At 62.9% G+C, this 14,434-nt stretch carries 8 protein-coding genes; all 8 read left to right on the forward strand.

Features of this window, described 5'->3' with window-relative positions:
- Window positions 1-124 precede the first annotated feature (124 nt).
- The 8 genes from DLM86_RS06160 (at window position 125) to DLM86_RS06195 (ending at window position 14,344) form a co-directional block, all read left to right on the forward strand.
- Window positions 125-2,959, forward strand: coding sequence for an Ig-like domain-containing protein (locus DLM86_RS06160; protein WP_110839078.1), 2,835 nt, complete (start codon window positions 125-127; stop codon window positions 2,957-2,959).
- Between the two features lie 175 nt (window positions 2,960-3,134).
- The gene (locus tag DLM86_RS06165; RefSeq protein WP_245954369.1) at window positions 3,135-4,091 is read left to right on the forward strand and encodes an ABC transporter permease; all 957 of its coding nucleotides are present in this window, start codon (window positions 3,135-3,137) and stop codon (window positions 4,089-4,091) included.
- A 19-nt stretch (window positions 4,092-4,110) separates the two neighbouring features.
- Complete coding sequence (locus DLM86_RS06170) at window positions 4,111-4,989, forward strand: carbohydrate ABC transporter permease (protein WP_110839080.1); 879 nt, start codon at window positions 4,111-4,113, stop codon at window positions 4,987-4,989.
- 88 nt (window positions 4,990-5,077) lie between these two features.
- Window positions 5,078-6,667, forward strand: a complete 1,590-nt coding sequence (locus DLM86_RS06175) for an extracellular solute-binding protein (protein WP_110839081.1) — start codon at window positions 5,078-5,080, stop codon at window positions 6,665-6,667.
- A complete protein-coding gene (locus DLM86_RS06180) occupies window positions 6,664-8,529 on the forward strand; it encodes a PQQ-binding-like beta-propeller repeat protein (RefSeq protein WP_110839082.1) in 1,866 nt (621 codons plus the stop codon). Before DLM86_RS06175 ends, DLM86_RS06180 begins: the two co-directional genes overlap by 4 nt.
- On the forward strand, window positions 8,526-9,584 hold the full coding sequence (locus tag DLM86_RS06185) for a dienelactone hydrolase family protein (RefSeq protein WP_110839083.1): 1,059 nt from the start codon (window positions 8,526-8,528) through the stop codon (window positions 9,582-9,584). The genes DLM86_RS06180 and DLM86_RS06185 overlap by 4 nt, the downstream gene beginning before the upstream one ends.
- 342 nt (window positions 9,585-9,926) lie before the next feature.
- Window positions 9,927-11,873: a ribosomal protection-like ABC-F family protein gene (gene abc-f, locus DLM86_RS06190; RefSeq protein WP_110839207.1), complete on the forward strand. Its 1,947-nt coding sequence runs from the start codon at window positions 9,927-9,929 to the stop codon at window positions 11,871-11,873.
- Window positions 11,874-13,087: 1,214 nt separating this feature from the next.
- Window positions 13,088-14,344, forward strand: a complete 1,257-nt coding sequence (locus tag DLM86_RS06195; RefSeq protein WP_110839084.1) for an alpha-L-fucosidase — start codon at window positions 13,088-13,090, stop codon at window positions 14,342-14,344.
- Window positions 14,345-14,434: the final 90 nt, after the last annotated feature.

Consider the following 14,434-nt stretch of genomic DNA (forward strand, 5'->3'; position numbering starts at 1 on the left):
CGGCAGCGCTTTATTTGTTACACTGAACCTACAGGATGCTTACCGGATTTCCCGGCTCCGGCCCGCGATGAAAGCGTTGTCCGTACGAGCCGAGCGGAGATCGGAGCAGGGGAGGGGACAACGAATGAAGCGGAAGAAGAGCCGGGTTTTTTCATGGGCGTTTGCGCTTGCACTGGCCGTCGCCTGTTCGAGCGCGGCACCCGTCCGGGCGGGGGCGGAGGAAGCCGCGTCCGCGGCAGGCGGCGTTTTGTCCAACGGCGGCTTCGAGGCCGGGACGGTCGACGGCGGCGTGCCCGGATGGGGACCGGATGGAGCGGCCGATCGCGTAAGCGTTTCCGAGACGGTCTATGCGGAAGGAAAGCGAAGCCTCCGGATTACGGATCACTCGCCGACGCAAAGCTTCGGCGCGATAAGCGACCCCGTGCCGGCCGCACCGTTCGACAACGTCGTGCTGAACGTGAAGGTCCGCCCGGAAAGCGGCGGCGGAGGGAAGGTCGATCTCCGATTTTACGACGCCGCGGGCAAGCCGCTCTCCGTCGTAAGCGGACTCGTGAGCGGCCCCGCCGGTCAATGGAGCGATCTCCGGGTGGCGGCCTCGGCGCCGAAGGACGGAGCGACGGTGCGGGTGGCGATTTATTTTCCGAACGAGAGCGCGGGCACCCTGTATGCGGACGATGCCCGGTTGGCCGTATCGCCCCTTCCGGGAACGGTTACGAACCTCGGTCCGCAGTCGACGGCGCTGACGATCATGACGGGCGCCTACGGGAAAGACAAGGACGGCCGCGACGTGATGTACACGGTCGTGCAGGGCGACCCGGCCCGGCTCGTCGTGACGGACGTCGCGACGAAACAGATTCGGAGCGAATATCCGCTCGTCGCCGCGGACGGAGGCAATTCGACGGCGGCGTGGGCGATTACGGTCGCCTCCGACAACAAGGCGTACGCGGGCAGCACGCCGAACGGCACGTTGTTCCAGTACGATCCCGAGCGCGAATCGGTGCGCGCGATCGGCAAGCCGGTCGCTTCCGATACGGTCATCTGGACGCTCGTGCCCGGACCGGACGGGAAAGTGTACGGGGGCACCGGCTACTCCCAGTCGCTCATCGAGTACGATCCCGCACTTGACCGAACCCGGGTGCTGGCGTCGTTCAAGACGTCGTCCAAGGAGCAGCACATCCGCAGCCTCGCCTACGATCCGGACCGCAACGCGATCTACGTCGGAGGGGCCGACGTCGCCAAGCTGTACCGGTACGACCTGACGACCGGCGCGAAGACACCGCTCACGATACCCGAATTCGCGGGGAAAACGAGCGTGTACGATCTGCGCTACACGGCGGGCAAGCTGTTCGTCCGGGCCGATCCGGGACCGGTCATGTTCGTCTACGACCCGGCGACGCAGACGTGGCCGGTCAAAAACGAAACGGCTTACAACGCCCGCGGATTTTCTCCCGTCTCGCCGGATAACCGGGTGTTCTACACGTTTTACGAGACGATGCCGGACGGCAGGCAGCAATGGTCGCTCTACGCATACGACGTCGCGACCGGCGCGTACGGCTCGCTCGGCGTCGACGTCAAAGGAGCGGGCGTAGCGTTCGGCTACGTGCGATTGAACGATCCCGACTTCCCGGGGGTCACCTTGACGGGACTGGCGGGCAACGGAGGCCGGGCGTTTTACTACAACCTGGAAACCGGGCGGCTCGACACGCCGGAGCTCGATTTGCCGCCGCAATTCGTCGAGCTGTACAACATCGGGAAAAGCTCGGACGGCAAAATGCTGTCTTCGGGCTTCATATCCGGCGGCGGGCTCGGCCTGTACGACCCCTTGACCGGCACGACGGAACGGAAGCCGTCGCTCGGGCAGGTGGAAGGGTTCGGATCGCTGAACGGAAACATGTACTTCGGCGTCTACCCGAGGGCGACGATTTTCGAATACGACCCGTCGAAGCCGTGGAACCGCACCGATCCGTCCGCGCCGAACAATCCGCTCCGCCTCGGCCAGCTCGGCGACGAGCAGGACCGCCCGCTGAGCATGGTCGGAGTCGAAGAGACGAATAAGCTGTACATCGGCACGTACCCGATTGCGGGGAAAACCGGAGGCGCGCTGTCGATCTATGACGCGACCGCCAAAACGTTCACGGTGCGCCGGAACATCGTTCCGGATCATTCGATCAACTCGCTGCTGTACAAGGACGGCAAGCTGTACATGGGAACGGGCGACATGTCGGCGGGCGGAGGCGGCGGCAAAATCGCGGTGTACGACACGGCGACCGGGACGGTCGAGCGCGAGCTCGTGCCCGCGCCGGGCAAAAAGGCGGTAACGTCGCTTATCTGGGGGCCGGACGGGAACATTTGGGGCATGGCGCTCGGCGTGCTGTTCGTTTACGATCCCGCGGCGGATCGGATCGTCTACCGCGACGACAAATTCCCCGCGGCCGACTACGCGCATACGAATCCGGGGCTGATGGTCGGCAAGGACGGCAACGTGTACGGCTCGATTTTCCTCGGCTATGTAGCCGACAAAACGTATACGAGCAAAATGTTCGTCGTGGACGCGGCGACGAAACAAATGACGATCATCGCGGAAGGCAACGTCGAGAAGCTGACGATGGACGATTTCGGCCACTTTTATTTCAAGTACGGCAGCGAGCTGATGCGGTATAGCGATCCGAAGCTCGTGACGCGGCTGACGGGCATCGAGTTTGCCGAGCGGAACGTGCGTCTTGCGGTCGGCGACAGCTACCCGCTGCAAGCGATCGGACGGCTCTCCGACGGAAGCGCGATCGCTTTGCGCAGCGGAGTCGCGTACGCTTCGAAAAACGAAAGCGTAGCCGGGGCGGCCGAATCGGGAGGTCTGCTCGCCCGCAAGCCGGGATCGACGGTGATTACGGCGACATTCGGCGGCATGAAGGCGGAGATGAAAGTCGTCGTCGATCCGAAGCCGAAGCCGGGCAAACCGTAACGGCCGAGAAGCCGGCCGGTCCGTCGGCGGCGCAAGCGATGCGAATGCGGGCGAAGGGCCGCCGGGGAGCGGCTTTTCGCCCTAAACGCTCGTTGCCATCAACCAATAAATACTGGTATACGACAGGACTGTAAGATAATCAACCGGATTACACATAATGGGGGACTTGGAACGTATGGAGCAATCGATAGCGACAGAGAGAATCGGGACGCCGCCCGGACGATGGGACAAGCTGAAGCGAAGAATGTGGCGGGAGCGGTACGTCTATATGCTGCTGCTGCCCGGCGTGCTGTATTACATCGTGTACCGGTACATCCCGATGGGCGGGCTCGTCATCGCCTTCCAGGAGTTCAATCCGTTTCACGGAAGCATATGGAAGAACGATTGGGTCGGGCTCAAAAACTTCGCCCGCATATTCGAGGACGCCGAGGTCGTCAAAGTCATTTGGAATACGCTGCAGCTTTCGTTTTTGCAAATATTTATGGCGTTTCCGATTTCGATCGTGCTCGCGATCATGCTGAACGAAGCGAGAAACGAAGCGTTCAAGCGAATCGTCCAGTCGATGGTTTATTTGCCGCACTTTTTGTCTTGGGTCGTCGTCGTCGGCATTTTCGTCGTCTTTTTGCGCGGCGAAGGGCTGATCAACACATTTTTGGTCGGGAAGCTGGGGTGGGAGCCGATTCCGTTCCTGACGGATCCGGCGCTGTTCAAGCCTGTCGTCATTTTGCAGGTGATCTGGAAGGAGTCGGGCTGGGGCACGATCATCTTCTTGGCGGCGCTCGCCGGCGTCAATCCGTCGCTCTACGAGGCGGCCGTCATCGACGGGGCCAACCGTTGGCGCCAGCTGTGGCACGTCACGCTGCCGGCGATCCGGAGCGTCATCGTCATCCTGTTCATTCTCCGGCTCGGCAACGTGCTGGACACGGGATTCGAGCAAATTTTCCTGATGCTCAATCCGTTCAATACGGAATCCGGCAACGTGCTCGACACCTACGTCTACTTCAAGGGCATCCAGCAAGGCGACGTCAGCTTCGCCACCGCGGTCGGCATGTTCAAAGGGCTGGTCGGTCTCGTGCTGGTCGTCCTCGCGAACCGCGCCGCCAAAAAATTCGGCGAAGAAGGCCTATATTAGACAAGAGGTGTGACATCCCATGACCAACCGCACGACATTCGAAAAAGCCGCCGACGCCGCCAACGTCGTCCTGCTGACCCTGATCGCCGCATCGATGCTGTTCCCGTTCCTGCATATCTTCGCCGTCTCCTTCTCCTCGCTGAAGGACGTCCTGGAGCGCGATCTGATCCTGTGGCCGAGGGAGTGGGCGACCGATTCCTACTATACGATTTTGTCGTCCCGCAATTTCATCCGCTCGCTTGGCGTGACCGCCTACGTGACGATCGTCGGCACCGTCGTCAACCTGATCTTCACGTCGACGATGGCTTATGCGCTTACCCGCAACGCACTGGGGCAGCGGGCGATTTTGATGATGGTCGTCTTCACGATCCTGTTCACGGCGGGCATGATTCCGACCTACCTGGTCGTCAAGGCGACGGGGCTGATCAACTCGCTGTGGGCGCTCATCGTCCCGACGGCGATCAGCTCGTTCAACTTGATCGTCATCCGGCAATTTTTCCTGAGCATACCGAACGAGCTGAACGAGGCGGCCCTGATCGACGGCGCGAACGAGCTGCGAACGTTTTTTTCGATCATCCTGCCTCTCTCCAAGCCGTCCTTGGCCGCGTTCAGCCTGTTTTACGCGGTGGGGCATTGGAACACGTACTTCAACGGCATTTTGTATTTGAGCGATCCGGCGAAATGGCCGATCCAAGTCGTTCTAAGACAAATCGTCATCGTCAACGAGCCGACGGCCGCGCTCGGCCAAGAAGCGATGCTGGTGCTGGAAAATCCGCCGCCGCCGGTTACGATCCAGATGGCCGCCATTTTGCTCGCGACGCTTCCGATCTTGATCGTCTCCCCGTTTCTGCAAAAGCATTTCGCCAAGGGGGTGATGCTCGGCTCGGTCAAAGGATAATCGCGTTTTGGCACCGGAACACCGTCGCTTCGGACGACGGCGGCAAGATGAAGGCTCGACCAACAGACGAAAGGTGAGGGGTACAGACATGAGAAAAAAGAAAATCGTGTTATTGTCGATGGCGACGGCGATGGCTCTCGCGGCATGCAGCTCGGGTACGGGGGGCAAGAGCGGCGAACAGCCGTCGGGGGACGCCAAAAGCGGAGCAGGCGCAGGCAGCGCCAAGAAGCACGCGATTACGGGCATTACGTACGTGTTCGGCAATCCGGCTCCCGCGAACGGGCCGGGACAGCAAGCACTGAACGCGAAGTTCAACGTCGACTACAAGGTGGAGAAAGTGCCGCAGGAAAACTTCGTGGAGAAGCTGACGGCCGTCGTCGCCGGGGGCGAAATGCCGGACATGATCGGCTTCCGCCCGAACGATATGGCGCTGTTCCAGAAATGGGCGAAGCAGGGGGCGTTTTTGCCGATCGATCAATCGATCATCGACAAATATGCGACGTTGAAGGCGGTGCCGAAGGAAGTATGGGACCAGTTCAAAGTGAACGGCAAAATTTACGGCATCCCGTCGTGGGCGCCGATCGAAGGCAACTCGTTCATGATCCGCAAAGATTGGCTGGATAACCTGGGCCTGCCGGTGCCGACGTCCTACGAGGAGCTGAAGAAGGTCGCCATCGCGTTCACGAAGGACGATCCGGACAAGAACGGGAAGGCGGACACGTACGGCTTGGCCATGGGGCAAAACATCAATCCCGATTTCGCCATGGGGCCGTACTGGCAGTACAATACGTGGTACCACAAAGACAAGGACGGCAACTTCATTCCCGGCATCATGTCGGAAGGCCGCCGGCAGCTCGTCGAATTTTTCGCCGAGCTGAACAAGGAGAAGGCGATCACGCCCGACTTCGCGGTGCTGAACTGGGCCGATACGAACAACCAATTTTATTCCGGCAAAGCCGGCGTCTTCCTCGTCGCCCCGCGCGGCATGTCGCAGCCGTACATGGAAAACTTGCTGAAGGCGAACCCGGGCGCGCAATTCGCGGTCATGGCTCCGTTCAAGCAGCCCGACGGCCAGCAGGGCTTCACCGCGGGCACCGGCTTCGCGCGTTTCAATGCGCTCAATGCGAAGCTTGCGGGAGATCCCGACAAGCTGAGCAAGGTGCTCGAGTTGCACGACTTCTCGCGCAAGTTTTATCCTTCGGCCCAGCAAAGCGCGGCGGATAAAGACTTCGATTTCTTCTACGGCGGAGAAGGAGTCGGCTACAAGATGGAGAACGGCAAGCGCGTCGTCCAGAAGCCTCAGGAAGGGCTCGAGCCGGCCGCCTACTTCCAGGACAATACGAGCTGGGTGCCGACCGGGACCGATCCGGAGTTCGAAAAAGCGTACACCGAGCCGAAGCTGATCCAGCTGACGAAAGATTTGATGGACTTGAACCGTAAAATGAAGCATTATTACCCGCCGAACTACGGAATCATTTCCGAGACGGAGACGACGAAGGGCGCCGAGCTGCTCACGTTCATGATGAACGAGCAGACGAAAATGATTTTCGGCCAGCGTCCGTTGTCCGACTGGGACGCGCTCGTGCAGGAATATTTGAAGCGCGGCGGATCGCAGCTCATCAAGGAAATGAACGACGGGATCAAGGAACGCGGTTATAAAGATCCGATCTGGAAATGACGGCGGACCGTTTTCACTGCATCGGCATTCCGGTTAAGGCGGACGAAACGAGATCGGCCGCGGTGTGCAGGGACGGGGAGGGACGGGAGCGGGTCGTCCTCGTCGCGCGGGGCTATGCGCTGATCGTGGATCCCGGAACGGGCGCGTGCCGGCAGCTCGTCTTCCGGGACGGCGAGAGGGAGTATCCGTACGCCGCGATGAGCGGCGGCGACGGGCTGTTCTACACCGCCGCCGGCTCGCTGCTCGCCGTCATCGATCCGTTCCGCGAAACGTTCGTGCACCGGCTATCGCCCGCTCCCGGCGAGGAATGCGCAGGTTTCGCCTTTGCCGAAGACGCCGCAGGCTTCGTCTACGCGACGACGTACCCGGGGGCGAAGCTGCTCCGGCTTCACCCGGGTACGGGCGAATGCCGCGTATTGGGCCGGCTGGACGCGGAGCAAAAATACGCGATGTCGCTCGCGATCGGAGCCGACGGCTGGGCATATGCCGGCATCGGGACGACGAAGGCCGGCATCGCGGCGTTCCGGCTGTCCGACGGTGCGGTCGAGACGATTCGCGGCAGCGCGGCGGCCGTTCGCGGCAGCGGACACGTTCACGCCGGCGAGGACGGCGACGTGTACGGCTCGCTGCCGGCGGAGGACGGCGAATTCGGGAGCGGGGCGGAGTCGTCCGGTGTGCGGTGGTTCCGTCTACGCGGCGGGAAGGCGGAGCCGGTGGACGAAGCGGAGGTGTCGCCGTCCGTCTACCGGGGAGCCGGCTACCGCAAGCTGCACCGCGACTTGAGCGGCGGCCGAAGCATCGTCGGCTACGAGCTGGCGGACGAGCAGCTCGTCGTGGCGGAGCCGGACGGGACGCGGACGGCGTGGAGGCTCGCCTACGAAGGCGGCGGCACCGCCCTGTCGCCGCTGGCGGCCGGGCCGGACGGCGGCGTGTACGGCACCTCGAACCACCCGCTCCACCTGTACCGCTACGAGCCGCCTACCGGGAGTCTCCGCAATTTCGGCGGCCGCATCGTCGAGCGCGGCGGGGGCGGGAACATTTGCGCCTACGCCGCGCAAGGGCCGTATTTGGTCGGCGTCGCGTATCCGGGGGGGACGGTACACGTGCTCGATACGCGCCGGCCGATCGGCGGCGAGCCCGGAGCGGAGCGCAATCCGCGGCTCGTCTACGCCGACGATCGCATCCACCGTCCCCGTGCCGCCGTTCCCCACCCCGACGGCGAGCACGTGCTGTACGGCGGCTTTCCCGGCTACGGCGCGGTCGGGGGCGCGCTCGGCGTGCTGCACGTCCCGTCGCGAACGGTGACGGTATACGGGCACGAACGGATCGTGCCGCATCAAAGCACGCTGGCGCTCGCCGTCCTGAGCGGCGGGGACGTCATCGGCGGCACGAGCATCGAGACGCCGGGCGGCGCGGAGCCGCTCGCCGGCGAGGCGGCGCTGTACCGGTTCGACTGGGCGGGGCGCCGCGTCGCGGAGCGGTGGACGCCGATTCCGGGCGCCCGCGAAATTTCGCTGCTGGCGGCGGACGGGAACGACCGGGTGTACGGCTTGACGTCGGATTCGACGCTGTTCGCGTTCGACCCGGACTCGGGGCGCGTGCTCCACCGTCAAGACTTGTCGGCGTGGGGCAAAGTCGTCCGCCACGGGCTGCTGTCGACGGTGATCGGCGGCAAGCCCGTCGTGCTCGGCCTGCTCAGCCGGACGCTGTTCGCGATCGATCCGCATACGTTCACCGTTAGCCTCGTCGCGGAGCTGCCGAAGGAAGCGACGAGCGGCATTGCGGTGCTCGGGGGCTCGGTTTATTACGGCTGCGGCTCCGAGCTGTGGCGTTACCAATGGGAGGAAGGGCAATCGAAATGACATACGCTTTGTCGGAATTGGCTGCGGAACGGCTGCCGAAGCTGCTGGACGGCGTCGGCACGGCGCAGGATTGGGAGGCGAAGCGCGGCCGGATCGCGGACGATTGGCTGCGGCTTCTGGGTGCTCCTCCCGCAGAAGGGCTGCACGTCGGCCCGTCCGGGGAAGGCGGCTACGAGCTGCTGGAGGAGTCGTCGGAGGACGATCACCGGCGGCTCCGTATCCGTTACGGGACGCCGGACGGCGATACGGTCACCGCGTTCCTGCTCGTCCCTCACGGTGCCGCCCTCGGCGCGACTCCGGCCGTGCTGGCGCTGCACCCGACTTCGCCCGAGGGAAAGGCGGACGTGGCGCTGCCGTCCGGCCGAGACAACCGCCGGTACGGGCTCGAGCTTGCGTCGCGCGGCTACGTCGTGCTGGCGCCGGATTCGATCACGGCGGGCGAACGCGTCTATCCCGGCGCGGAGCCGTATCGGACGGCGCCGTTCTACGAGCGGCACCCCGCATGGACCGCGGTCGGCAAAATGATCGCGGACCATCGGCGCGCCGTCGACGTATTGGCCGCCGTGCCCGAAGCGGACGCGGGCCGGATCGGCGCGATCGGCCATTCGCTGGGAGGCTACAACGGCTGGTTTCTTGCCGGGCTCGACCGGCGGGTGCGCGCGGTCGCGTCGAGCTGCGGGTTCAGTCCGTTCGCCGGCGACCCGGAGCCGAACCGGTGGGGGCTGCGAGACTGGTTTTCGCATATGCCGGCGTTGACCGCCATGCTGCAGGAAGGCGAGGTTCCGTTCGAATGGCACGAGATCGCCGCGCTCGTCATGCCGACACCGCTGTTTTTTTGGTCCGGCATCGGCGACCGGATCTTTCCGAATTGGCAGGCGATCGGGACGGCGATGGCCGAATTGGACGAATTGTACCGGTTTGCCGGAGCGGAGGGCGCTTTCGAAGGCTGGATCGGCCCGGCCGGTCACGACTTCCCGCCGCAGGCGCGCAAGCTGGCCTACGAGTTTCTCGACCGGCATCTGAAAGGTTCCGCTCGGGAGGCACATGGCGAATAACGGGAGACGGGCGAAAGACCGTTTGCGAGACTGCCATTTTTTGTGATATAGTGGACGTATCGTTGTCAAATTCGAATCGGTAAGGGAGGTGTCGAAATGTTGCAAGTCGCCGCACGTAGCAAGTGGTCCCAATATTGGGTGCATCAGGCTACGATCGTATTCCGTTCGGCTGCAGACGGGAGAAGTGTGTCCATTTTCGGCGACTGCAACGTTTTGACCCCGTAGATCGAATGCCTGTATCGCGCATTCGATCGGCGCCTTGGATAGGAAGCCGCGGGCAAAAGGTTGACTTTTGCCTGCGGCTTTTTTGTCATACCCAAACCGAATGCGAGGATGATCGATATGTTGCTCTGTGCAGCGGATAAAATAAGCAAAACGTTGGGCGGAACGCCCGTTATTCGAAAGATGTCGCTGGAAGTGCGCGAAGGAGACCGCATCGGGCTCGTCGGCCCGAACGGCTGCGGCAAGTCGACACTGCTGAAGCTGCTGGCCGGCTCGGAGAGGCCGGACGACGGGACCGTATATTGGAAGAAAGGAAGCCGGACGGCGCTGCTCGCGCAAATCCCCGAATTCGATGCCGCCGTCACGGCGTCGGACGTCCTTCAGGAGGCGTTCGCCGAGCTGCGCCGGATGCGCGATCGGATGGAGGAGCTGGAATCGCTCATGGCGTCGCCGGACGCGGCGGTCGCGGGGAAGGCGCTCGACGAATACGGAGCGCTTCAGGACGCCTTCGCCGCCAAGGGCGGATACGAGGCGGACGCGAACTTGTCGCGCGTCGCGAACGGTCTCGGCATCGCGAGGCTTCTTCCGCTGCCGTTCGCCCGTTTGAGCGGGGGCGAGCGGACGAAGGTGTGCCTGGGACGCATTTTGCTTCTAGAGCCCGACCTGCTTCTGCTCGACGAACCGACGAACCATCTCGACCTGGACGCCGTCGAGTGGCTGGAATCGTACATGCAGACGTACCGGGGAACCGTGCTGATCGTCTCGCACGACCGGTATTTTCTCGACCGCGTCGTCACCCAAATTATCGATTTGGAAGGCGGCGAGGCCGACGTCTATCCCGGTCATTACTCCTGGTTCGTCGAGGAGAAGGAGCGGCGGCTGCTGGCGGAGTTCGCCGCGTATCAGGAGCAGCGGAAGAAGATCGGGAAGATGGAGGAAGCGATCAAGCGGCTTCGGACGTGGGCGGCGCAAGCCGACAATCCGGCGCTGTTCAAGCGGGCGGCGGCGATGCAGAAGGCGATCGACCGGATGGAGAAGCTGGATCGCCCGGTGCTGGAGCGCCGGAAGATGGGGCTCGCGTTCGACGTCGGCGAGCGAAGCGGCAACGATGTCGTCGTCATGGAGGGCGTGCGCATGTCGTATCGCACGGAGGAAGATGGTGCCGCGTCTGTTCCGTCCGGAAGCGCGCGAACGCTGTACGACGGAGTGCGTCTCCACGTCCGTCACCGGGATTTCGCGGCGATCGTCGGCGCGAACGGAAGCGGCAAATCGACGCTGCTGCGCATGATTGCGGAGGGGCTGAAGCCGGACGAGGGGACGGTCAAGCTCGGCGGCAGCGTGAAGATCGGCTATTTGGCGCAGCACGATTTGTTTCCGGACGGGCGGAAGACTGTTCTGGACGCGTTTCGCGATGCCGTCGCGGTCGAGGAGGGCGAGGCGCGCCGGCTGCTGGCGGGCTTTCTGTTCTACGGCGCGTCCGTCTTCCGCAGCGTGGGCAGCTTGAGCGGAGGCGAGCGGATGCGGCTCCGGCTCGCTCAGCTGATGCACCGCGAGCTGAACGTGCTCGTGCTCGACGAGCCGACGAACCATCTCGATATCGACGCCCGGGAAACGTTGGAGGAGGCGCTCGCGTCGTTCCCCGGAACGGTCATCTGCGTCTCGCACGACCGGTATTTGCTGAACAAGCTGTTTCCCGTGACGTATTGGCTCGAAGGCGGGAAGCTGACCCGGTACGAGGGAACGTATTCCGAAGCGAGACGAAAGCGGGAGGAGCTCGCCGCCGGCGAGCCGGCGGCTCCGGCGGCAGGCGGCGGAGGCGGCCGCGATTCGGGCCGCGAGCGGGAGCGCGCACGGCCGCGCGACCAAGCGGAGGACGCGAGGCGCGAGCGGCTCGAGGCGAAGCTCGAAGCCGACATCGCGGCGGTGGAGCGGAAGCTGGCGCTGCTGGACGACGCCATGATGGCGGAGGAGGACGCGGGCAAGCTTGCGGCGCTCCACGGCGAGAAGGCGATGCTCGAGGCGGAGCGGGAGCTGCTGTACGAGCGGCTAGCCGATACCGCACGATAAGCGGTCGCGGGGACGGGGGCGCCCCGGGCGGAGAAAACGGCGCGGGGGAGGTGGAACCCGCGCCGTATTAATGGCATGGCGCATCCGGAAGCGAGCGGCGCCATGAGGAAGACGGCGGCGCGGGGGGAGACGGAACCCGCGCCGTATTAATGGCACGGCGCATCCGGAAGCGAGCGGCGCCATGAGGAAGACGGCGGTGCGGGGGAGGCGGAACCCGCGCCGTATTAATGGCATGGCGCATCCGGAAGCGAGCGGCGCCATGCGGAAGACGGCGGCGCGGGGGAGGTGGAATCGCGCCGTATTAATGGCATGGCGCATCCGGAAGCGAGCGGCGCCATGAGGAAGACGGCGGTGCGGGGGGAGACGGAACCCGCGCCGTTTCTTTTGCGTGACGAGTTCGGTGTTGCGGCGTTGTGGGGGACGGGCTTAGTCTGCGCAGGGGCGTCGCATTAGATGGAAAAGCTCAAGCTAATTCAGCCGATTTCAGGGATTTCGAAGTATTAGCCGGAAATGCTCCTGCTAATTTCTCGAACCACCTCTAAATGTCCATGTGCGGCTTGAATTAATGGGAGGTTTTCCTGTTAAAGGTATCCGAACATCGGAAGGCCCACAAATTAGAGGGAGGTTTTCCGGTAAAAATAGGCGCCGGCATGGGGGATCACCGTCTGGAGACGCCAAGCGACACACGATGGGAGCCGCGCACGGGAGGAACGCCTTAGACGCCCTGCCGCCCTGCCGCTACGAAGCACTACGTTTCGGATCTGAACGGAAAGGCCGGAAATCCGTCATTTTTCCCGATTGACAGCTGTTTGAGTGCCGTGATTAAATGAGGTTACCGATAAACTTGCCGTTTGCTTATTTACTTGCCGTACATACAAGCTTACGGATCTTACATGTCTTCTGAGTTATGGACTTTGCGGGGCTTACAAGCTTACAGAGCTTACAGACATGTGAAGCTTGCAGCCCAACCGAACCGTGCAAGCTTGCGGAGCTTACAGACTTACGGCGCTTACAGACATGTGAAGCTTGCAGCCCAACGGAACCGTGCAAGCTTGCGGGGCTTACAAGCTTACGGATCTTACAGACATGTGAAGCTTGCAGCCCAACCGAACCGTGCAAGCTTGCGGAACCGTGCAAGCTTACGAAGCTTACCGTACATGCTACTTACCCCTTCGCCGCGTTCCACGCGCAACTTCACTTTAGGAGGCTTCCCTATGAGCACTTCGCTTCGCGTCAAGCCGACTTCCCGGCAGCTCGACTTTCAGGATTGGGAGTTCGGTTTGTTTCTTCATTTCGGGCTGCGCACGTTTTACGAAGGGTACGTCGACTTCGACAAGCGGCCGATGAGTCCGGAGGCGTTCGTCCCGGAGCGTCTGGATTGCGATCAATGGATCCGCACGGCCAAAGAAGCGGGCATGAACTACGCGGTGCTGACGGCGAAGCATCACGACGGCTTCTCCAATTGGCCGACGCGGTATTCGACCTTCTCGGTCGCGGCCTCCCCATGGAGAAACGGCCAAGGCGACGTCGTCCGGGAATTCGTCGACGCCTGCCGGAGGCACGGAGTGAAGCCGGGACTTTATTATTCGCCGTACGACGGCTCGGCCGATTTTTACAACCAGGATGCGAAGGCGTACGACGACTATTTCGTCAATCAAATGACGGAGCTGCTGACGCAATACGGCGACATCGACATTTTATGGTTCGACGGCTGCGGATCGGAAGAGCACGAGTACGACTGGCCTCGCATCATCGGAGAAATTCGCCGGCTGCAGCCGAACGTGCTCCTGTTCAACATGGGGGACCCGAACTTCCGCTGGGTCGGCAACGAGGACGGGCTTGCCCCGGTTCCGTGCTGGAACGTCGTCGATTCGACCGAAATCTCGATTTTGACCGACGCTTCGGAGAAGCTGGCCGAGCGGCTGTGGCTGCCGGCGGAATGCGACGTGCAGATGCGGGAAAACTGGTTTTACAGTGACAGCGACGCGCATACGCTGAAAAGCTTGGACGAGCTGATGGGCATGTATTATAGTTCCGTGGGGCGCGGGGCGAACTTGCTGCTCAACGTCGGCCCGGATCGGGAAGGCCGGCTCCCCGCGATCGATACGGAGCGGCTGCTTGAGTTCGGCGCGGAAATTCGCCGGCGGTTCGGCTCGCCGATCGCCACCTTTGCGGATTTCGAGCTGCGGGACGGCAAATGGGTGTACACGGCGGAGAAGCCGCATCTGATCGACCATATCGTCATCGAAGAAGAGCTGACGGACGGGGAAGCCGTCCGGAGCTTCGCCGTCTCGATCGTCACCGCCAAATCGCGGCGGATGTGCCGGATGTACGAGGGGCGCAACATCGGGCACAAGGCGATCGTCCGCTTGCCGGCCGTCAAGGCGAGCGGCGTCGTGCTCGACATTACGGAGAGCGACGGCGAGCCGAAAATCCGCAGCATTTCGCTGCATTACGCCGGCGATCGTTGAACCGCTCGCACGCCGCCGACCGGCCGGCCGCGAAGGAAGGGAGTCTGTCCCCGGGACAGGCGACCTTCCTTTTATTTTGCGCCCCAACGA

It is taken from the genome of Paenibacillus flagellatus (genome assembly GCF_003217775.1).
Classification (GTDB): domain Bacteria; phylum Bacillota; class Bacilli; order Paenibacillales; family NBRC-103111; genus Paenibacillus_AB; species Paenibacillus_AB flagellatus.

Excerpts from the sequence above, each read along its gene's own strand:
- DLM86_RS06180 (WP_110839082.1), top strand. The coding sequence starts at position 6,664 with ATGACGGCGGACCGTTTTCACTGCATCGGCATTCCGGTTAAGGCGGAC.
- abc-f (WP_110839207.1), top strand. The coding sequence starts at position 9,927 with ATGTTGCTCTGTGCAGCGGATAAAATAAGCAAAACGTTGGGCGGAACG.
- DLM86_RS06170 (WP_110839080.1), top strand. The coding sequence starts at position 4,111 with ATGACCAACCGCACGACATTCGAAAAAGCCGCCGACGCCGCCAACGTC.
- DLM86_RS06160 (WP_110839078.1), top strand. The coding sequence starts at position 125 with ATGAAGCGGAAGAAGAGCCGGGTTTTTTCATGGGCGTTTGCGCTTGCA.
- DLM86_RS06165 (WP_245954369.1), top strand. The coding sequence starts at position 3,135 with ATGGAGCAATCGATAGCGACAGAGAGAATCGGGACGCCGCCCGGACGA.
- DLM86_RS06185 (WP_110839083.1), top strand. The coding sequence starts at position 8,526 with ATGACATACGCTTTGTCGGAATTGGCTGCGGAACGGCTGCCGAAGCTG.
- DLM86_RS06195 (WP_110839084.1), top strand. The coding sequence starts at position 13,088 with ATGAGCACTTCGCTTCGCGTCAAGCCGACTTCCCGGCAGCTCGACTTT.
- DLM86_RS06175 (WP_110839081.1), top strand. The coding sequence starts at position 5,078 with ATGAGAAAAAAGAAAATCGTGTTATTGTCGATGGCGACGGCGATGGCT.